Raw genomic sequence first — 20,930 nt, forward strand, 5'->3', positions numbered from 1 at the left:
AAATGATGCTTAAAGTTACTAATGTAGGTAAAACTTATGGCAAATTCACTGCTTTAGAGAATATCAATTTAGAAGTAGCTGATGGTGAGTTTTTGGCTGTCATGGGACCTTCTGGATCAGGTAAATCAACTTTGATCAATGTTTTAGGGTTACTGGATCAAAGCTATACTGGTGAATATTTGCTTGAAGATAAAAATTATAAAGATGTTAATGACAATGAATTGTCACAAATTCGTGGCGATCAACTAGGATTCGTTTTTCAAAATTTCAAATTACTAACAACTTATAATGTTTATGAAAATATTGAAATCCCGCTCGTTTATAGTAAGAAAAAACAAAATAAGAAACATGAAATGGTTGAAGATGTCATAAAAAAGGTTGGCTTGACTGGGAAAGAAAAGAACCGTCCCTCCGAGTTATCTGGTGGTCAACAACAACGTGTTGCGATTGCTCGAGCAATTGTGAACCGTCCTAAGTTGATTATCGCTGATGAACCAACCGGGGCGTTGGATTCTAAAACTGGTAAAGAGATTATGGAAATTTTCACGAAATTAAACCAAGTCGGCACTACGATTATTATGGTTACGCATGATAGCGAAGTGGCTGAATATGCTATGAGAACCGTTTATATTCGTGATGGTCGACTATATAATGACGAAAAGAGTGTGAAAAATCATGACTGATAAAATTATGATTGCTCTTAAATCAATTGGTAAAAATAAGAATCGTAATTTCTTAACTATGCTCGGTATTATTATTGGTATCGCTAGTGTTATTTGTATTTTAGCCATTGGGGATGGCTTTACGCATACTGTTACGAAAGGTATGGGAAATCACAATACTCGTAACAAAGTGATTTTACAGTGGCAACCAACCTCAGATTATAATACTGACGGTGGTTTTACACCGATGGATGCCTCTGTTTTGAGCAAGGTGCCAGGTGTTGATCATGTTAAATTAACTAGTAGTATTGTTGAAGCCGGTGCTAAGGCTCAATATAAGACGAAAAATGTTTCAATTGGGTTGAACAAACAGCCTAAGCATTTGAAATTGGTCAAAGGTACCTACTTTACCATGACCGGTGCTTCAAATGGTGTTTATATTTCTGAAGATTTAGCACATAAACTCTTCAAAGAAAACGCCATTAATCGTTTGATCTCCATTGATGGGACCGTGTTTGAAGTCCAAGGAATTTATCATATTGGTGGGATGGATTATCGTCCAGACGCCTATGTATCTAAGCAAACTTTCAAAAATTTATTTGCTAGTCAAATTTCTAAAGATCAAGCTAAACTCTATGTTCAAGCTGATGCTAATAAGAAACAAATTGGTAAGACAGCCGTTAAGCAAATGAAGAAGATGGGCGAACAAAAGAATACTGGACGTTATTCAGTTTCTAACCCTGATGCTGTAAGCAAACAATTTACAAGAATTTTGAATGATATTACATACTTTATTGCCTTTATTGCTGGAATCTCATTATTGATTGCAGGTATCGGCGTTATGAACGTTATGTACATCACCGTTTCCGAACGTCGTAAAGAAATTGGTATCCGTCGAGCATTCGGTGCTACAGCTAGTGATATAAGAAATCAATTTTTGATTGAAAGTGTTGTTCTCTGCGTTATTGGGGGACTAATTGGTATTATCTTTGGATATATCTTCGTTTCAATTATCAATGCATTCTTACCATTTAAGGCCGTTATAACGGCGTACGCAATAATCCTTTCGCTATCAGTTTCGACCGCAGTTGGTTTGATATTTGGATTTATTCCATCAAATAAAGCTGCAAACTCCGAATTAGTTGGATTATTGAAAGAAGAGTAGGGGAAAATATGAAAAATTTATATAAATTAGATAGACTGTCTGTTTTGGGAACTGCCTTGATCAGTATTTTAATGATAATTATTAAAACAATTGTTTCTGATCCTAATATTGCAGGCATGCCACAAATGGGTAAATGGCTAAAATTACTTAGCTATGTATTAGGTGCCGTCGTGGGTGTTGCAATTATTTATGGATTATTTAATTTGTTGTTACGTAATAACGACAATTATAAAACTAAATTACTAATTAATTTAGCCATTGGTTTGACTATTCAAGCTGGGTTAGTTGTAATCACGTATTTGATTGCTGGTAAAACAAACATTTGGGCTAATGCTATTGCGGGAATTATTGGTTTTGGTACTTTAGCTGGTTTAAATTGGAAGTTTTTAGAAGTTTCACAATCAGACAAGATTAAAGTGAGCGTCTTAACAGCCATTTGGTTCATTTTGACATTATTCTAAATTGTAAATGAAAAGCTACTCCCATCGAATTAGATGAGGGTAGCTTTTTTAATGCTAAAATGTAACTAAATCTAGATTCAATGGGGGAAAACAATGAGTCCATATGAACAAGTTATAGCTGAATTAGAAAAGTTGAATATTTCCTATGATATGGTTGAACACCCGGCAGTGTATACGACTGATAAAGCTGATGAATACATTAAAGGAAAAGCTGGTATTAGAACGAAGTCATTGTTTTTAACTAACAGGAAGAAAAATGCTTTTTATTTAGTGTTCATGGATGATGATAAACGACTAGATATGAAACATTTTGCGGAAATAGTGGGTGAGAAACACGTTAAGTTTGCCGCAGAAGAGTTATTGATGGAAAAGTTAGGTTTGAAACCAGGATTCGTCTCGATCTTTGGTTTGCTGAATAATAAGGAAAAAGATGTTCAAGTTTATTTTGAAAAAGAGATTGTGGGAGATGTGCCTTTGACTTTTCATCCTAATGATAATACGAAGACACTTTTTGTTAAGATGGATGATTTGGTTAAGTTTATGAATGATCTGGGGGTTGATTATCAGGTGATTGCATTATAAAAAAGTGAAAGCTTAAATAACGTTGTATGAATAATGATATGGTATTTCTAAGGCTGACTTAAACTCTAGTTTCTTTCACCTTTTTATTTGGAATAGTTTGATTCTTTATATAAAAGGAAAAATAGCCGTCATAAAAAGTAGGATTGGACTACTTTTTATGACGGCTATTTTATTATGCTGTAAGTGTTTTTTCAAAATCGTAATTGCGGTAATAACGTGGTTATCCAAGCAATTAGTTTTTGTGTTTCTGTTGAGCCAGCAACTTTAGGATGTATTAAATAAAATTGATTACAAAAATCATCTGATAATTGCTCGTAAGGTAATAAAGTGCCCTTTATAGAACGTTTTGAGACTACCGCTTTTCCAATTCTTCGAGAGACTAGTTTGATAATTAGGTTGTTATCATAAACCTTAATGATTCTTGTTGGACGAATATGGTGCTTGTTAAAATATTTTTCGGTATATTCACGCTGTGTTGAACCTGGTTTACCAATGATCCATTCGGGGCTATCAATATCACCGGCCAACACCATTTCATCAGAAGCAAACGATACTTGTTCAACATCATTAGTTACAATAGGCTTTTCAACAATACCGAAGTCTATTTCGTGTTTGATTATTTCCTCCAAAATTCTTTCAGAATCACCAGTAACCAATTCGAAATCAAACCGATTGAAGTATTTTCCAAGACTTTGCATTAGTGGAGGTACAACATGGTTGGCAGTTGTAGGAGAAGCTCCAATAACGCATTTTATCCGATTACTGCGGTGCTTTTTAACTAAATGATTTAAAGAATTTTCCCAGTTATTTAGGATGATTTGGGAATCACGATAAAAGCGGTTAGCATTTTCTGTGGGAACCAATGATTTGTTTCCATTACGTTTAAATAATTGAACTCCCAGTTCATCTTCGAGTTTTTTTATTTGGATAGATACACTGGGTTGCGTTACATACAGTTCTTTGGCAGCCTTTGTAATACTACGACTTTCATAGACCTTTTGAAAAATAGTTATGTCTTTAAACATAGCTAAGGCCTCCTTTATAAATAATATTTATGAACTCATTTATAAATATAATAACGAGAAAACTTTGTGATAAAGTTATTTTGATAATATATTATGCTAGAGCCATTTATTCATATGTAATGGAATTAAATTTACAATAAATAACTTTTTTCACAAATATATGACAAGAAAATAACTTCACTAATAATTACATATTAATATAATTTATGCTAAATTTACACTGTAAATATGTTAAGGAGGCGAATCAAATGAAAAATTGGGACAGAATTATTGGATTTATTTTGCTTTTGATTTTAGTTGTTGGTGCTCCATTTGTATTACCATCAAGTATGCATTATTTGAGGCTGCTTATGGGATTAGCCTTGGGTTATATATTATCTAGATCTTATACGGGATTTGCAGGCAGTGTAAACCGTGCCTATAAAACAGGTTCAACAAAATTAATGAGAACAATGATGTTTATGTTCTTAATAACTGCTGTTGCTAATGTTACGTTCTTAATGTTCTCTAAGAATTTGACGTCATTTGATTTATCAATTAATCCAATCAATATCGGTTTGATTCTAGGTGGATTATTGTTTGGATTCGGTATGGCTTTTTCATCGTGTTGTGCTACTGGTGTGATGACTGACTTGGCAACTGATTTGCCAAGGGCTGGTATGACACTTATCTTTTTCTGTTTAGGTGTTTTCTTGGGATTTCCTCTTCAGGCAACACAATCATGGATAAAAGGTTCAATCGCGACTTCTAAAACAGGTACTAAATTTGCTCAGGGTGTCTATATGCCTGATTTATTCAAATGGGATGGCTTAGACGGTTACCTTGGATCAGTTATTTTGACAGCTCTATTAGCTGGTATCGTAGTATATCTTTCATATCGTTATGAAAAAAAGCGCCGTCAGTCAGAAACATACGTCGGTGTTCCATCAGAAAAGGTACAGGATAATCCTAAACCTGCTGATGTTACACATTTTACTATGAATAGTAAATCTACTTATGATGCATTGTTCATTAAACCTTGGACTCTGAAGCAAGGCGCCGTTGGTATGACACTTATTTTTGTACTAATGATGGGATTAACAAAGTCAGGTTGGGGAGCTTCCACACCATATGGTTTTTGGTTTGGTAAGACATTAAACATTTTTGGTGTATCAGCTTCTTCACTTTCGAATTTTACTCATCAACCGGCCGAGGTGTTCTCAGGCCCACTTCTAGCAAATGGTGTGACGGTTCAAAATTTAGGTATCTTTTTAGGAGCAATTATTTTTATTTTAACTGCAGGCCTATTTAAAGAAACAATGCATTCTGTTTCAACCTTGAATATGAAGAGTGCATCATTGTTTGCCTTAGGTGGCTTTACAATGGGCTTTGGAACTAGATTATCAAATGGATGCAACGTTGGTGCTTTATATACTCCAATTGCCCAATTCTCAGTTTCTGGTTGGATTTTCTTGGCTGCCTTAGTTTTGGGTGGTATTTTCGGTAATAAATTATCTAAAATAGCTTATGGATATTAGGGAGGAATTTTACAATGGATAATAAAAAAATTGTTGTTGTTGGTGGAGTTGCTGGTGGAGCATCAGCAGCGGCACGTGCACGTCGATTAGATGAATTTGCAGATATTACAATGTTTGAAAAGGGACCTGATGTTTCTTTTTCTAACTGTTCATTGCCATATCATTTAAGTGGATTGATTCCCGATGCAGATAGTATCGTTTTAATGAACCCTACGCAATTTAAACATCAATATGCGATTGATGCTGAAGTAAATTCTGAAGTTGTTGATGTAGATTCAGATAAAAAAGAAGTTGAAGTTAAAAATACACAAACGGGTGAGATAAAACAGGTCCCATATGACGAATTAATTTTGTCACCAGGAGCTAATCCGATTTTACCAAGTTGTATTAAAGGAATTGATAACGACAACGTTTTTACAGTCCGCAATGTTGTTGATATCAAGAAAATTCAAACATACTTGGAAGTTAATAATGTAACTGATGTAGCTATTATTGGTGGAGGATTCATCGGTTTAGAGGTCTGTGAAAATTTGGCACAAACTGATAAAAAAGTTTCCTTAATTGAAGCTTCTAGTCATGTTATGGGAACCATTGATGATGATTTTGCTGAATTAGTTCATAAAGAACTTTATGATCATGGAGTTAATGTTGTCTTAGATGATGGTTTGGCTGAAATTACGGATAGTAATGTGAAATTAGGTTCAGGTCGAGAAATAAAGGCTCAAGCAGTAATTGTAGCTATTGGTGTTAAACCAGATACGACGTTAGCAAGTAAAATCGGTTGTAAGTTAGGGTTAACCGGTGGAATTGCAGTTGATCAACATTATCAGACATCAATTCCAGATATTTATGCTGTCGGAGATGCCATTGAAGTTACACATATGATTACTCGTAAAAAGACCCGTTTGGCCTTAGCTTTCCCAGCTCAAATGGAAGCAAGAGATGCTGTTGACCATATTTACGGTCGTACAGTTGAAAATAGAGGTGTTATTGGTTCTCAAGCTATCCATATTTTTGATATAAACGTTGCTTCAACAGGATTAACTGAAAGTGAATGTCAAAAGGATGGCATAGATTATCGTACAGCTACCGTTATTCCAAAGAATCAAGTAGGTTTGATGCCAGATGCAACGCCGTTATACTTAAAATTGATTTTTGGTTACCCAAGTGGTGAAGTTCTAGGTGCTCAAGCATTAGGTAAGTCAGATGTTGATAAACAAATTGATATCGTTGCAACGATGATTTCCATGCATGGTCATATTTCCGATTTGACACATTTGGAAGTTTGTTACTCACCTTGGTTCAGTACGGCTAAGAATGCTGTAAATATGGCGGCATTAGTTGCAGAGAATATTTTGAATGGTGAATATCAACAGGTCCAAGTTAGCGATGTACGTAAACTTGTTGAGGGTGGCGCATTTATTATTGATGCCAGAGAACCAAAAGAATATGAAGAAGGACATCTTACAACTTCAGTTAATATTCCACTTAGCCAATTCCGTCAACGTTTAGATGAAATTCCAATGGATCGACCAGTATACGTACACTGTTTATCTGGCCAACGCAGTTATAATATGGTTCGTGCTTTAAATAACCGTGGTTATAAGAATGTCATTAATATTTCAGGTTCATATTTGGAAATTTGCGAGTATGAGTATTTTAAAGATCAAACAACAGATCGTAAACCAATTGTGACAAACTATCGTTTTGATTTATTGTAGTAGGTAAAGGGGTGATGAGATGAAGAAAAAATCATTACTAATAACTACTAGTGTTTGGATTATCTTATTAGCAATTTGGTTTTTGGTAACTAATTTGAAATTAGTTTCACCTATTTTGTTTCCATCACCACAAGACGTTTGGTTTACATTTACTAGTATTTTAGTTCATGGTTACAACAATATTTCTTTTTGGCAACATCTGGGGATTACCTTATTTCGCCTATTCTCAGCCTTGATTTTGGCAATTGTTACTGCTGTACCTTTAGGTTTGGCTTCGGGGATGTCTGAAGTAATCCATGCTGTTGTCGATTCCGTTATTCAATTTTATCGTCCTATCCCACCATTGGCCTACTACACCATTTTGATTTTGTGGCTAGGTATCGGTGAAGGTTCTAAAGTAATATTGCTTTATTTAGCAGCATTTGCTCCTATATACATTGCCTGTGTTGAAGGGGTTAGGCATTTAAATAAAGACTATATTTTAAGTGCCAAATCGCTTGGAGCTGATAAATGGTCGGTTTTTAGATGGGTCATTTTTCCAGGAGCTTTGCCTGATATTTTTACTGGAATTAGAACGGCTATGGGAGTCTCCTTTTCAACATTGGTTGCTGCGGAGATGGTGGCGTCGACATCCGGAATTGGCTGGATGGTTATTGATGCATCTAAATACCTGAAGAGTAGTGTTATGTTTATGGGCATTTTTATTCTGGGAGGATTAGGTTTATTAATTGACTGGCTTTTACAATTATTGGAGAAAAAGTGGATTTTTTGGAAGGGTAAAAACTGATGAAAAGACTACTTAAAGTACTGTTAATTGTATGTGTGATGGTGGTCGTTGTTGGATTGAGTGGCTGTTCACCCAGAAATAAAATAAAGTCTAATGAAATACGAATTGGGATTCTAAATACACCAAATGATGTTGCCGTGGCTCGAAATAAAGGTTATTTTCGAAGTGCTTTTCCAGATAAAAAAGTTAGTTTTATAACATTTGATTCTGGTGTTGATGCTAATAAGGCACTGATGTCGGGTGGGGTTGATTTTGCCACGATGGGAGATACTAATGGAATCGTGGCATTGACAGCAGGCATTCCCGTGAAGTTGTTATGGATCAATGAAATGTGTGGTTCCAATGAGTGTTTGATTGTGAAGAGAGATTCCGGAATTAAACGTATCTCTGATCTTAGAGGCAAAAAGATAGCAACACCGTTTGCATCAACTTCTCATTATAGTTTGATGATTACTTTAAAACGGGCAGGGTTAGAAAACAAAGTTAAATTGCTCGATATGGATACACAAAATATCGTTGCAGCTTGGAAACGCGGTAATATTGATGCTGCTTATACTTGGCAACCGACATTATCACAATTACAAAGCGACGGGCGAGTTTTGACAGACAGTTCAGATTTGTCTAAAGCTGGATATTCAACGGCAAATATAACTTTAGTGAGTAAAGCCTTTTTGAAGAGTAATCCGGGGGATGTGAAGAAGTTTGTTGAGGTTTTGAATAAATCTCATAAATTACGCCAAACAAGCTATTCTACCGCCGTTAAAGCAGCCGCTAAGCAAACTGGAATTAGTATCAGTGATGCTGACAAACAGATGAAAGGAACGACATGGCCGTCATTAAGTGCGGAATACTCTAGAAACTATTTGGGAAATCAAGACAAACTCGGACAATTCATGGTGGAAATGCAGCGTGCAGGTGAGTTTATGCAAAGTCAACAAACAATTAGTTATGCACCGACATTGAAACAGTTTAAAGCGTTTGTTCATCATGGAGGAATTTAAAATGGAATTAATTCAAGCTGATAATTTGTCAATTAAATATCCCAATTCTGATGTGCCAGTGATTGTTAATACTAGTTTTAACGTTGCTAAAAATGAAATATTTGTTTTAGTGGGACCTTCAGGATGTGGTAAGAGTACAATTTTGCAAGCGATAGCCGGCTTTATTTCTTCTGATGGTGTCTTAAAGATGAACGGAGAAACAATAACAGGGCCAGATTGGCAACGGGGAGTAGTTTTTCAAAATTCTTCTTTATATCCATGGTTGACAGTAAAAGATAATGTTGGATTCGGACTAAAAGTACGTAAGTTTCCTCAAAAGAAGATAGATTCAAGGGTTAGATATTTGTTGGATTTGATTGGATTGAGTGATCAAAGTCAGACCAAGACTTTTGAGTTGTCAGGTGGTATGAGACAGCGGGTTGCAATAGCTAGAGTTTTGGCTAATAATTCACCGTTATTATTAATGGATGAACCTTTTGGTGCTTTAGATGCATTTACTAGAGCTAAGATGCAAGGATTAATTTTAGATATTTGGCGAAAAGAGAAAACAAGTATTTTCATGATAACTCATGATTTAAATGAAGCGATTCGTTGTGGTAATAGAATTGCTATTATGAACAGTCATGACAAAAGAATAGTTAAAATAATGGACAATCCGTTTCAGGATACAGACTTAGAAGAAATAAGTGATTTTGAGTTAGAAAGAAAAATTGATGGTTTTCGAAAAGATATTCTCAAGATTATTAATCAGTGAGTTAAAAAATCAAAGTCTAAATGACGCTCTGGCCCTATAAAAAGTTTTTAGATATATGGTCGAGTAGACTGATTGTTTTAGTACAAATTTTGTTACTTTTAAATCAACGATGACTAGAATATTAAGAGTTACAATTTAATTATTTTGAAACACAATAAAATATTTAAATTATATAAAATAATCGCGGTACAATCCCAACTCCGAACGTGCGATAATGTCCTCGGGGAGAATTGCGATGAAAAAGACACTCATGATTATCGTGGCACTATTGATCTTCGTTTTGCCACTGTCGGCGTATAGTGTTAATGCACTGAGCAGTAACGATGTCCGGCATATCAAACTAGAACAATCCTCTAAATTAATTCGTAAAAATCGAAAAATCTGGCAAAGAAGTACTGCTAAGGCTGAAGTGATTCATAGCGATGAATTTACTAACAAGTCTATGGTTGCTAGTACCTCATTGGAACAATTACAAAATCACAGTCAGACGGTTATTCAAGGTACGGTCATTAATTTGCAGAAAATGCATAGTCCAGAAGGGATGTCCTATACTAAAGCAACCGTTTATGTTGACCGTGTCATTAGCGGGGATGATTCTCTGCGTGGTAAAAGTATTTATTTAGCATTAGATGGTGGACTCGTCTCCTATGATTGTTGGTATGCCAAAAATATTGGCAAAAGCAAAGATCCTAACCATGAAATGTTAATTAAAAATGATGAGTTTCCATTGCCAGTGATTGGATCAAAAATTATTACCGGATTGGTCCCTAATCACCTAGATGAGCCGAGTGCTTATAACGCCGCTCTGAAAGAAAGTGGCTTTACAATCAATAATTCCTATGCTGTTGACAGTCCCCGTTATGACTTTTGGGTCAAAGATTCTAAGTCAGCAAAATATCAACTGAACAATCCTAAAATGAGAAAAATAACAAATAATCAACGTGCCAGGCAATTACAAAGATTAACTGTATTAATAAATCAGAAATATAATAAAAAATAAGAGCAGCAATCCGAATTTTGGATTGCTGCTCTTTTGAGGTTAAAAGAAAAAATATATTTTTTCTAGTTATTCATTAATTCTGAAAGTAGCTCTTTAGCCGATTCATGCAAGCTGTCCTTAGATTTGTCATAGCCTAAATGAGTATAAATTTCACCGACATAAACGTTATCTTGATAGAGTTTGTTGAATACTTTATCAATAATTGGGCGAGTCTTGGCTTCTTCTTGTACTGGTCCAAATGGATTAGCAAAGAAAGTTGTACTCATACCGACTTCATCAGTTGTACCTAAGGCTTTTCGTTTACCAGCAATGAAAGTTGCCTTAGCTTGGTCTTCATCTGGGAATTGATGCAAACCAATTTCAGCATCGTAATTATTAGCATATACCCACATGTCGATTGAATGATGTTCAACGACGTTTTTGTAAGTATTGGCAGGCAAGATAACTCGAGCATTCTTCAGCTCTGGATTCAAGTAAATACCACGGTCCATGTTGTTAAAGGCGACAGAACTACTCAAGTCGTCCAAACGAACAAACGCACCGGTTTCAGTACCTTGGGCATAGACATTACCTTCATCATCGAAAGCAAAGCTACCCATGTCATCGAAGATAGTTTCAATATTGATAATTTTGTCATCCGCAATTTCTTGCAATGCTTCGATAGATTCAGACTTGCCGGCACCTGAGTCTCCAAAGAAGACAACTGATTTAGTTTTACCGTTAGAAAAACTAATTTTAACCATTGAACCGTGAATTGGTAGATGGTTTTCATAAATCATGTGTAAATTATGAACTGTTAGACACATTTTCTTCATATAACCGAAGTATGTTGTCTTATCGTTATAAGGGACTTCACCGACCCAAATATCGTTTTCTTCATCGTGATAATAATGGCTCACGCCACCCTCAGTTTCTTTGAGACCGAAGAGGATTATTTCGTCAGGCTTTTGACCAGCGATACTAGCTTCGTCAGCAACTTCAAATAAGTTGGCTAGAGCGATACCACTGACAAAGTAATCGCGATGGAAATAGATAAAAGCTAAACTTTCACCAATTTTAGCAGGGAAGCAGTACCAGTCTTTTTGGTCGCCATCAAATTTTTCGATAGGATTGTTTTCTACGGCACTGAAGACACCTTCGCGCTTGTTACTCTTAGTGTGCATCATCATCGGTGGGCGTAGCATGATCGTATCTAAGAAACGAATACTTTCCAAAGCTTGATATTTCTTGGGCATGTTCCATTTGATTGATTGCGTTAAAACACAGGCATTAGTCCCAGCATTGATTTGACGGTAAGTTCGATTAGGAAAGCCTTGAAGCTTTTCTTCGATAGCCCGATAAAGGTTAATGACGACTTCGTTAAAACGATTATCAATCGTCATAAAGTTACCTTTAACGATGGCACTATTATGTTTATTAATGAGAGAAACTCTAAAATATGAACGATAGTAAGAATAGAAATCTTCAATGCTCTTGAGAATCTGTTCGTTACCGTATTTTTCATATGTAGGTTTGTCATCAATTAAGATAGCTTTCAAAATATTGATGTAAGTATCGGCGGCTAAGCCCTCAACTTTATTAGTTACAGCAAGTTGACTTTCTTCAAGATAGAGGTCAACCAAATTGTGAAAACCTTTGCTGTTGATTAGTTGAAAAATATCTTGAATATATTCCTCATTATAATTAATCACAGCAACTGATCGATTAGGATTAATGTAAAATGCTTTTGATTCGATAGCTTGTAATGAATCAGACATATGTCAAAGTTCCCCTTTCAAATATGAGATTAATACACAGTTTATAGTATTTTTCAGTAAATGAATAGAGATAAATTAGAGAAAATTTAATCTTTGAAATATTTAAAGTGCTTTTAACATTGAATTTATCGATTTATGTAAATGTTATTTGAAATATTTTAAATAAAAAAATTATTTTATTAGACTGATTGTAATTTTCATTAAGGCTACTCTTCAATATGCGGAACATGCTAGATAAGTTGAAATTGGATTATTAAATTCAAAAATCTTTTTGTTGATACATTGAATAATAAAAAAATCGACAGATATTACTCTGTCGAATTCTTGTTTTCATAGTTTTAATCTAACATTTGATTATAACTAGTAACTGTATTTTGGCCGTTATCACGGGTCATCATTGTTAGACTAGAGTTTCTGGGACTAACCGTTACATCGAAGTTTCCATCGTTATAACGGTCGGTGATAGAACGGATAGTTGTTCCATGTGAGACTAAAAGAATCTTATCGCCATCTTTGGCTACTTTATCTAATTTTTCGAAACCTTTGTTAACACGGGTCCAATATTCTTCAGCATTTTCAGCGTCATGGAATGGATCGGCTTCTTTCATGAAGTCTTTTGTAGCGTCCATTCCGTATTTAGCAATAATTTCGGCAAATGTAGCGGCACCGTGGGGTTGGCCTACCATGTACCAAGCTTCGGGGGAGTTCATTCCTTCATAATAGCCGTAGAACTCTTCACGAAATTCCATTAGTTTTTGTGGTGTGATTTTGTCGTGATTGATATTTTCATCAACTATTAGTTTACAAGTATCAATTGCACGTCTGGCATCTGATGAAAAAGCGGCAGCAAAGTTGACGTCTTTTAATGCCTTAGCAGCTTTTTTAGCTACCTCAACGCCTTCGGGAGCAAGGGGAGTATCAGACCAACCTTGCATTTTATTATATTTGTTAAACCAAGTCCGACCGTGGCGAACTAAATAAATTTGGTATTTTGCCATTATGAAAAAATGTCCTCCTCAATATATGTAACACATTGTGCTAGTTGCCCCTCAGAGCAATTATTATACTTTGTAATTCGTAAACTACACTGCACGTTAATCATAGTTTACTACATTAGATGCTACTTGTATTTTTTCAACTAGTGGTTTGTTTTAGTCAATCAATGATTGGTTATATTTAGTGACCTTGTTGACGCCATTGTCACGTTCCATAATCGTTAAGCTGGCATTGGCAGGAATATCATCAACTTTTAATCCTGGCGTTGGATAACGGATAGCAAAGCCTAAGATAGTAATACTGTGAGTAACGACAAGGATTTTATCACCGTCATGGGCAATGCGGTCGAGTTTCTTAAAGCCACGTTCGATTCTACTCCAATACTCGTCGGCACTTTCAGCATCATGTAGAGGATCAGCTTCTTTAACGAAGTCCATGGTGGCATCGAAACCATACTTTTGGACAATATCACTGAAAGTTCTAGCATTATGTGGCTTACCAATGGCAAACCACGATTCATCAATACTACGACCTTCAAAGTAGCCATAGAATTGTTCTCTGAATTCTGATAATTCTTGTGGTACTAAATTGTTTTTATTTCTTCTTGTAATAATTCTAGTTGTATCAACTGCTCGTTTCATATCTGAGGTGACTGCGGCCGCAAAATTAACGTTCCGTAATGCTTCGGCTGCTTTTTGAGCGACTTCAACTCCGTCATCAGTTAAAGGAGTGTCAGACCAACCCTGCATTTTCTCGTATTCGTTATACCAAGTTTTACCGTGTCTTACAAAATAAATTTGATATGCCATAAGTTCCGCCTCCCAGCACGATAAGTTTACTATATTGGAGCCAATTTCTTGGTGATTTTGCTTAGAAATATGTAAAGTAAGTTTGTTGAAAGAAATTGGAGGCATTAATTATGAAAATAGCCGTTATTGGTGCAAATGGTAAAGAAGGTTCCTTGATTGTTAAGGAAGCCTTGAGTCGAGGCTTAGATGTAACTTCGATCGTACGTGATGCGAAGAAGTCACCGACAGACGAATATTTAGTTCGGGATGTTTATAGTTTACAAGCTGAGGATATTAAAAACTTTGATGTTTTAGTTGATGCGTTAGGATTCTTTGGACCAGCTGTGAAAGAATATGTTCCAGCAACGAAACATTTGATTGAAATCATTGGTGGTTCAAAGACAAGATTATTAGTAGTTGGTGGAGCAGGATCATTGTATCTTGACGAAACCCATACAAAAAAGCTTTATCAACAGGCTGATTTTCCAGAGGTAGTTAAGCCCTTGAGTGAAGAAATGGATAAATCATTGGATGTTTTGCGCGAAAGCAAGATTGATTGGACGTTCATTAGTCCGGCTGCCGATTTCCAAGCAGATGGTGAACGTACTGGTAAATATGTCTTAGCTGGTGAGGAACTAACTTTCGATGCCGATGGTAAAAGTGAAATCAGTTACGCTGACTTTGCCATTGCGATGGTCGATGAAATTGTAGAGGCAAAACATTCTAAAAAACGTATTAGTGTAAGGTGGTAATTGAATGAAGATATTGTTAACTTATACCAGTTTGACTGGTCGTAATGAGGAAATAGCCAAACATTTGGCAGATTATTTAAAGGATAAAGGTGCTGATCTTGATTTGGAGCAAATCGTTGATACAGATGCCTTTGGTTTAAGTGACTATGACGCCGTTATAGTGGAAACATACACTTATCATGATGGTGAAGTGCCTGACGAAGCACAGGATTTCTATGAAGATTTAGCTGATGTGGATTTAAAGAGAACTAAATTTGCGGTGTTAGGGTCTAGTTCGAAGACCCATTTACACTTTGGTAGAGCCGTTGATTACTTCACGATGCAACTGAACTCTAGCAATGGTGAACAGGTTGCTGACTCTGTGAAGATTGACCGTGATCCTGATGAGGATGATTATAAGCGAGTTGAAGCCTTGGGTGATTATATACTGAAAAGTTTGAAATAACAAATTACGAAAAAATATCGAAAATTCTTATGGATTTTCGATATTTTTTTTATGAGAACACTTTTTAACTTGTTTATAAAAAGTACCTCGGATAACATAAAATTATAAATACAGTTAGGGGGATTCAAGGGGATGGCTAGTTTTATAAGTATGGTGGCATTTGGATTTATGATTTATTATGCCATTAGACTGTTCAAAGGTCATAAGGTAAGAGTAACAAGCCGAGCTAATAAGAAACTAAAGAAGCGCTATCAAGTGGGTTTGGTTATTAGTATGTTTATTATGCTGATTTTTGGGAGTATGAGTAGTCGTAACGAAACTACTTCCAAGCAGTCAAGCAGTGCCGATACGACTAAGGTTGTTAAGAAACCCAAATATGTTGGTAAAGACAAGTACGATATTGCTAAGAAAGAAAATGTTGCTTTGTTAGCTAAGCAAAAAAAATTGCGGGCTAAAGAAGATAAACTGCAAGAACAACAGGATAAAATCGCTAGTGATGAAGCCGAGGCTAAGCGTAAGGAACAAGAACAACAAGCTACTGCCCAAAAGGAGCAGGAGGCACAAGCAAAGGCTGCTCAAAAGCAAGAACAAGAAGCTGCCGCTCAACAAAAACAACAAGAAGAAGAACAACAACAATCACAACAATCACAACAATCACAACAATCTGCTTCACAGACGCAAACTAGGGGAGATATGAATACGTCTGACACAGGAACAATTGTTGGAAATTCCAAAACCGGTGTTTATCATATGCCTGGTCAAGCTGGTTATCGCATGAACTCTGCTAATGCAGTTTACTTTCACAGTGAACAAGAAGCAATTGCTGCCGGTTATAGGAGGGCCAAGAGATAATGAAAAAATTAGTTAAACTTTTAGTGCTATTATCTTTATTTCCAGCAACAACTGCCGTGACAACGCAAAGTCAGGCAGCTACTAAGAGTAATGTTAGAACTGAATATGTAAAGAATTATTCTTATCAAAAGAAGACTAAGAAATTAGTTGCTAAAAATAAGAAATTAAAAAAATCAATTGCTAAATTACAACAAGAAATTGCTGATAAACAAAAAGCGGTTGATCAACATGAAAATAAACCTACACAAACTGCCGATAATACTGATTTAGCTAATATGGATTATAATGGAACTCAAGAAATTGTGGTTAATAACAATAATCCTAAGTTTTCTAATGAGGATTTAAGTACAGCTAAAGGTGCTTGGCAACAATATGGCGACCTAGATAATCTTAACCGAGTCACAGCTGCTAATGCATTATTGAACGTTTCATTGATGCCAACAGCTAAACGGGAGCCATTGCATTGGAATCCAACTGGCTGGCATAATAAGCGTATTAATGGTGGTTGGTTGTACAATCGTAGTCATTTGATTGGTTATCAACTGACTGGTCAAAATAATAATCCTAAGAATTTGATGACAGGAACACGCTCATTGAATAGTCCTGAGATGTTAGCTCATGAAATGGATATTGCTTATTACTTGAAACAAAGCAGTTCAAATTATATTAGATATCGAGTTACACCAATTTTCCGTGGGGATGAGTTGTTACCTCGTGGTGTTCAAATGGAAGCTCAATCAATTGGGAGTAATTCAGTTCACTTCAATGTTTATATTTTCAATGTGCAAAATGGTGTAACGTTGAATTATAACGATGGTACAAGCCAAATAGGGTAAAAAAAAGACGATCATTGATCGTCTTTTTCTATGTGCTAAATCTACGTGCAGCGCTTAAACTGTCCGTTTTTTGACCCTTAATAATCTTCTCTTCAAGTTCAATTTTGCTTTCCAAACGTTGCAGCCGTTCGGAAGACTCGTCAACATCTTGTTGAGCCTTTTCATATTGATTCAAAAGCATCTCATGACGCTTTCTCAATGCTGCTGGACCAGTTTGTTGGCTTAACTGAATATAGGTTTGAATTTCAGAAAGTGAGGAACCAAGTTCCCGCTGAAATTTGATTCCCTCGAGCCATAAAACAGCTTCACCATCAAAAATTCTTTCACCATCGACATCGCGCCGCAAAGAAGGCACCATACTTAAGTCACAGTAATAACGAATAGTAGGGACAGTCAAGCCAACTTTTTTACTTACCTCAGAAATTTTCAAGAGTGATCACATCCTTTACCATGAGTATTTTTTTATCAAAATAAAGGATAGCATGTTTTTTCACAAGTAAAGGTTACAAAACGCTGTAAGTACTTGAGGAAAAATGGATTAGCCGTGTGTAAGTAAGGAAGTGCTAGATAGTAAAATACGGAATGTACAAAAAAGCGGACAATCACTGTGATTATCCGCTTTTGTTATTTCTCTTTAGACTTGCTAGTTGCTTTTTTATAGATTGAATTAATGATAAAGGCTATTACAACTATCATAAATACAAAAGTAACAACGGTATTTATATAGCCCAGATTAGCCGGTAATGTGACAAAATTCATTAAGGTAATGTAAACGCAGTAAATAGCGATAAATGTTAAAAGAATCGTATCAGCAGTCCAAACCTTATCTTTGTCACGATGTGAGTATTTTGAAATCATATAGATAATGTAAATAACAATTAAAAGCACCGCAACCATTGATGTAATGGCATTTCGGGCTAGTTCAAAGTTAGCAGGTACCATGTAGTTTTACCCCCAGATAAAATGTCTAAATAAGTGTTTTTGTTTTTGCCGTCTCCAGAGCTGAGAAATGATTGCTTGCTGTGCGGACTGGCCTGAGCCAAGGTCTCAGACCTCGGTTTGAAGCCTTGCAAGTGCGGCAAGTCTCCAAACACGCCCGGTGGTGTAATTGCTAAAGCAATAACGCCACTTTCACAGCAAGTAATCATTTCTCAGCTCTTCCGACTATTTTGTTGGTTAGATTGATGTTGATTGGTATAGGGTTTTTAAATAAGAATTTAATTCCCAATACTAAATATATTATCATATCAAAATACACTAGCCGGAGGGAACAAGAAAATTGGGCAGCAGTGCAGGTGGCGTTAGGGCTTTAGCCCTTACACCACAGGACGAGTTTTGAGACTTGCTTGCAAGGCTCAAAATCGAGACTGGAGACCTTGGCTCCAGTCGGTCCCCACAGCAGCCTAATTTTCTTGTTCCCGGAGGCGGAATACAAAAACTGGCTTCTCCTGAACAAAAAAGTTTGTCCAAGAAAACCCAGTTTATTCAAAGTGCGTAATTTTTAAAGTTTTAAATTAGTCTTTTGAAACTTTGTCTTTCCATGAAGTTGCAGTTTCAGCAAGAACTTCGTTTAATTCTTCGATGTTCTTCTTACCTTGATCGTTCATCCACTTCTTACCAGCTTCTTCACCATCTTTAGCGAATGGTTCGATGGCACCTCTCCATGTGGCACGTCCACATAGAACACCATTGAACTTAGCACCAGCATCTTTAGCTAGGTGTAATTCATCTCTGAAGGCTTGTGCTGAAACACCGGCACTCAAGAAGATGTATGGCAAGTTTGTAGCATCACTTTGTTCCTTGAAGTACTTGATAGCTTCATCCTTTGTGTAAACAACAGGGTTGTCGCCGTTAAATCCTTCAACGTAATCAAGGTTAATAGGAACTTCAACCTTCAAAACATCAATGTGATATTGTGGCTTTGAGAATTCTTTCATAGCTTCGATAACCTTGTGTGGCTTTACCTTAGCATATTCGGCACTCTTAACGTCACCGATTGAGTCATCGTATGTAACCAATTCAACGAAGAATGGGATATCTTCGGCAACACATTCGTCACCAACTCTTTCTACGAAGGCTTCCTTTTGGTCAATGATTGATTTATCTTCATCTGGATCGATGTAAAGCAAGAACTTGATTGAGTCGGCTCCGGCTTCCTTCAAACGACGTACTGACCATACTGAGATCAAATCAGGTAATCTACCTGGTTCTGTAGCATCGTAACCAGTCTTTTCGTATGAAACTAATAGACCTGAACCTTCAGCTCTAACTTTTGAAGCTGGAAGACCATATTCTGGGTCCAATAGGATTGCTGAAGCGTAAGGTGTCAATTCTTTAGAAATCGCTTTCTTGAATTCGACAATATCTTCCTCATTAGCTGGCTTGTTTGCGGCTGCGGCTAACATTTTCTTTAGTGAACCACGTTGGTCAATAGCAAGAGCTGCAATAACTCCGTTCTTGTCAGACATTTTTTCTAGTGCTGCGTACTTTTTTGGTGTTGTCATATACATTCATTCCTCCGAATAATAAATTAAACATTAGTACTTAACTATGTCTACCTGTTCAAAATAATCTTTATATTGGCTAATGTCAATATTTCCAGTCTTTTCCTGTAAAGTATTTAGGATACCGACTGTCATAGCTCTTTTCATAATATCTTCTGGTTTTTCATCTTTAACCAAACCTGCAGCTAAACCAGCTACAGTGGAATCACCTGATCCAACAGGGTTAACGGCGTGAATTTTTGGAATATTTACTTTGAAGAAGTTATTTTGGTATTTAACGAATGCGCCCTGTGAACCTAGTGAAACTACAACCCAAGGAATACCTTTGAAGATTTCCTCAGTTGCTAATTTATCCTTCAAGTCGTTCAAATCGCTAACTTTTTTACCAATTAATTGAGCGATTTCGTCTTGATTAGGTTTGATCATAAATGGCTTAACGTCGCTTTCTAGAGCTAAACGCAATGCTTCATTTGAACTGTCTAAAATAACAGGGACATTGTGTTTGGCAGCTACGTTGACCATCTTAGAATAAAGTCCCGTTGAGAGACCTTGTGGCAAACTACCAGAGATAGTTACTAATTTGAAACTACTTACTTGATTATCGAAATGTTCTAGAAAAGCAATTTCGTCATCTTTTGAAAGGATAGGACCTGCTTCAAGGATCTCAGTTTGGTCACCATTGTCGTGTAAAATAGCGATACAGTTCCGAGATTCTTGACTAATTTTCATGAAAGCGTGATCGATGTCATTTTCATCAAGTTGGTTTGTGATAAATTGGCCAATTGTTCCACCAATAATACCTGAAGCTGTGACGTCAACGCCGAGTTGCTTGAGAACCCTTGTAACGTTTAATCCCTTACCACCAGCTGTCTTGGAAACATCCTTTACACGATTGACTGTATCAATATTTAGATGTTCTAGTGGATATGAGATATCAACTGAAGGATTCATGGTGATTGTTAAAACTGAATTACTCATTGTGCGGACCCCTTTATTAAATTTAAAATAGTCTGTTTTAGGCCATTAAAAATGGGTTCTACGAAATAAAACCTCTCAGAGTTAGTCCAGCTTCATGCACTGTACAAAATTGTTCAGTGCATGAAGCCGGGCTAACTTTTTCATTTCATATAGCCCTTGATGAGTTACACAATGGCAGCTCATTTTTTACTTTTTAATATCTTTTTTGATTGGAAGGTTAGAGTTTGTGTAGGCTGTGGTTTTTAGACCATAGGACTGCAACAGCTCTAAAACGAGCTCCGACAGGGCAACTCCTTCCGCTTTTCATAGGACTGTAAATCGCACACAAAAGCGGTGTGCAATTCACA

At 36.2% G+C, this 20,930-nt stretch carries 22 protein-coding genes; 14 read left to right on the forward strand and 8 right to left on the reverse strand.

Annotated elements, in window-relative coordinates:
• The first annotated feature begins 5 nt into the window (after window positions 1–5).
• The 4 genes from D1B17_RS00450 (at window position 6) to D1B17_RS00465 (ending at window position 2,870) form a co-directional block, all read left to right on the forward strand.
• The gene (locus D1B17_RS00450) at window positions 6–683 is read left to right on the forward strand and encodes an ABC transporter ATP-binding protein (RefSeq protein WP_120143949.1); all 678 of its coding nucleotides are present in this window, start codon (window positions 6–8) and stop codon (window positions 681–683) included.
• Entirely contained in the window at window positions 676–1,827 is a 1,152-nt protein-coding gene (locus D1B17_RS00455) for an ABC transporter permease (RefSeq protein ID WP_120143946.1), read from the forward strand. The genes D1B17_RS00450 and D1B17_RS00455 overlap by 8 nt, the downstream gene beginning before the upstream one ends.
• A gap of 8 nt (window positions 1,828–1,835) precedes the next feature.
• Complete coding sequence (locus tag D1B17_RS00460) at window positions 1,836–2,288, forward strand: hypothetical protein (protein WP_120143944.1); 453 nt, start codon at window positions 1,836–1,838, stop codon at window positions 2,286–2,288.
• A gap of 93 nt (window positions 2,289–2,381) precedes the next feature.
• Window positions 2,382–2,870 carry a prolyl-tRNA synthetase associated domain-containing protein gene (locus D1B17_RS00465; protein WP_120143942.1) on the forward strand — a complete coding sequence of 163 codons (489 nt, stop codon included), beginning with the start codon at window positions 2,382–2,384 and terminating at the stop codon, window positions 2,868–2,870.
• Window positions 2,871–3,061: 191 nt separating this feature from the next.
• Here D1B17_RS00465 and D1B17_RS00470 read toward each other — a convergent pair whose 3' ends face one another.
• Complete coding sequence (locus tag D1B17_RS00470) at window positions 3,062–3,895, reverse strand: LysR family transcriptional regulator (protein WP_120143940.1); 834 nt, start codon at window positions 3,893–3,895, stop codon at window positions 3,062–3,064.
• 248 nt (window positions 3,896–4,143) lie between these two features.
• On the opposite strand from D1B17_RS00470, the gene D1B17_RS00475 reads away from it, so the two are divergent.
• From D1B17_RS00475 to D1B17_RS00500, 6 genes are all read left to right on the forward strand, one after another.
• Window positions 4,144–5,412 carry a YeeE/YedE family protein gene (locus tag D1B17_RS00475; protein ID WP_120143937.1) on the forward strand — a complete coding sequence of 423 codons (1,269 nt, stop codon included), beginning with the start codon at window positions 4,144–4,146 and terminating at the stop codon, window positions 5,410–5,412.
• A gap of 14 nt (window positions 5,413–5,426) precedes the next feature.
• Entirely contained in the window at window positions 5,427–7,133 is a 1,707-nt protein-coding gene (locus D1B17_RS00480) for an FAD-dependent oxidoreductase (RefSeq protein ID WP_120143934.1), read from the forward strand.
• Between the two features lie 19 nt (window positions 7,134–7,152).
• The gene (locus D1B17_RS00485; RefSeq protein WP_120143932.1) at window positions 7,153–7,920 is read left to right on the forward strand and encodes an ABC transporter permease; all 768 of its coding nucleotides are present in this window, start codon (window positions 7,153–7,155) and stop codon (window positions 7,918–7,920) included.
• A complete protein-coding gene (locus D1B17_RS00490; protein WP_120143930.1) occupies window positions 7,920–8,921 on the forward strand; it encodes a taurine ABC transporter substrate-binding protein in 1,002 nt (333 codons plus the stop codon). The genes D1B17_RS00485 and D1B17_RS00490 overlap by 1 nt, the downstream gene beginning before the upstream one ends.
• A gap of 1 nt (window position 8,922) precedes the next feature.
• Window positions 8,923–9,675, forward strand: a complete 753-nt coding sequence (locus D1B17_RS00495; protein WP_166806582.1) for an ABC transporter ATP-binding protein — start codon at window positions 8,923–8,925, stop codon at window positions 9,673–9,675.
• 235 nt (window positions 9,676–9,910) lie between these two features.
• Window positions 9,911–10,675: a hypothetical protein gene (locus D1B17_RS00500; protein WP_120143925.1), complete on the forward strand. Its 765-nt coding sequence runs from the start codon at window positions 9,911–9,913 to the stop codon at window positions 10,673–10,675.
• Between the two features lie 62 nt (window positions 10,676–10,737).
• Here the strand turns inward: D1B17_RS00500 and D1B17_RS00505 are convergent, their stop codons facing one another.
• From D1B17_RS00505 to D1B17_RS00515, 3 genes are all read right to left on the reverse strand, one after another.
• Window positions 10,738–12,432, reverse strand: a complete 1,695-nt coding sequence (locus tag D1B17_RS00505) for a phosphoenolpyruvate carboxykinase (ATP) (protein ID WP_120143922.1) — start codon at window positions 12,430–12,432, stop codon at window positions 10,738–10,740.
• Window positions 12,433–12,770: 338 nt separating this feature from the next.
• Entirely contained in the window at window positions 12,771–13,430 is a 660-nt protein-coding gene (locus D1B17_RS00510) for a histidine phosphatase family protein (RefSeq protein WP_120143920.1), read from the reverse strand.
• 153 nt (window positions 13,431–13,583) lie between these two features.
• A complete protein-coding gene (locus D1B17_RS00515; RefSeq protein ID WP_120143918.1) occupies window positions 13,584–14,237 on the reverse strand; it encodes a histidine phosphatase family protein in 654 nt (217 codons plus the stop codon).
• A gap of 110 nt (window positions 14,238–14,347) precedes the next feature.
• On the opposite strand from D1B17_RS00515, the gene D1B17_RS00520 reads away from it, so the two are divergent.
• From D1B17_RS00520 to D1B17_RS00535, 4 genes are all read left to right on the forward strand, one after another.
• Window positions 14,348–14,968: an NAD(P)-dependent oxidoreductase gene (locus D1B17_RS00520; RefSeq protein ID WP_120143915.1), complete on the forward strand. Its 621-nt coding sequence runs from the start codon at window positions 14,348–14,350 to the stop codon at window positions 14,966–14,968.
• Window positions 14,969–14,972: 4 nt separating this feature from the next.
• Complete coding sequence (locus D1B17_RS00525; RefSeq protein WP_120143912.1) at window positions 14,973–15,413, forward strand: flavodoxin domain-containing protein; 441 nt, start codon at window positions 14,973–14,975, stop codon at window positions 15,411–15,413.
• A gap of 132 nt (window positions 15,414–15,545) precedes the next feature.
• Window positions 15,546–16,265 (forward strand): sunset domain-containing protein, encoded by a 720-nt coding sequence (locus D1B17_RS00530; protein WP_120143909.1) that lies wholly within the window; start codon window positions 15,546–15,548, stop codon window positions 16,263–16,265.
• Window positions 16,265–17,101 (forward strand): DNA/RNA non-specific endonuclease, encoded by an 837-nt coding sequence (locus tag D1B17_RS00535; RefSeq protein WP_120143907.1) that lies wholly within the window; start codon window positions 16,265–16,267, stop codon window positions 17,099–17,101. Before D1B17_RS00530 ends, D1B17_RS00535 begins: the two co-directional genes overlap by 1 nt.
• A gap of 28 nt (window positions 17,102–17,129) precedes the next feature.
• Here D1B17_RS00535 and D1B17_RS00540 read toward each other — a convergent pair whose 3' ends face one another.
• From D1B17_RS00540 to D1B17_RS00555, 4 genes are all read right to left on the reverse strand, one after another.
• Window positions 17,130–17,531, reverse strand: coding sequence for a MerR family transcriptional regulator (locus D1B17_RS00540; RefSeq protein ID WP_120143904.1), 402 nt, complete (start codon window positions 17,529–17,531; stop codon window positions 17,130–17,132).
• A 194-nt stretch (window positions 17,532–17,725) separates the two neighbouring features.
• Window positions 17,726–18,043, reverse strand: a complete 318-nt coding sequence (locus tag D1B17_RS00545; protein ID WP_120143901.1) for a hypothetical protein — start codon at window positions 18,041–18,043, stop codon at window positions 17,726–17,728.
• 572 nt (window positions 18,044–18,615) lie between these two features.
• Window positions 18,616–19,605: a tagatose-bisphosphate aldolase gene (gene lacD, locus D1B17_RS00550; protein WP_420022537.1), complete on the reverse strand. Its 990-nt coding sequence runs from the start codon at window positions 19,603–19,605 to the stop codon at window positions 18,616–18,618.
• Window positions 19,606–19,638: 33 nt separating this feature from the next.
• Window positions 19,639–20,583: a hexose kinase gene (locus D1B17_RS00555; protein WP_120143897.1), complete on the reverse strand. Its 945-nt coding sequence runs from the start codon at window positions 20,581–20,583 to the stop codon at window positions 19,639–19,641.
• Window positions 20,584–20,930: the final 347 nt, after the last annotated feature.

Origin of the sequence: Companilactobacillus zhachilii (assembly GCF_003606365.2) — a bacterium.
In the GTDB taxonomy this organism is placed as follows: domain Bacteria; phylum Bacillota; class Bacilli; order Lactobacillales; family Lactobacillaceae; genus Companilactobacillus; species Companilactobacillus zhachilii.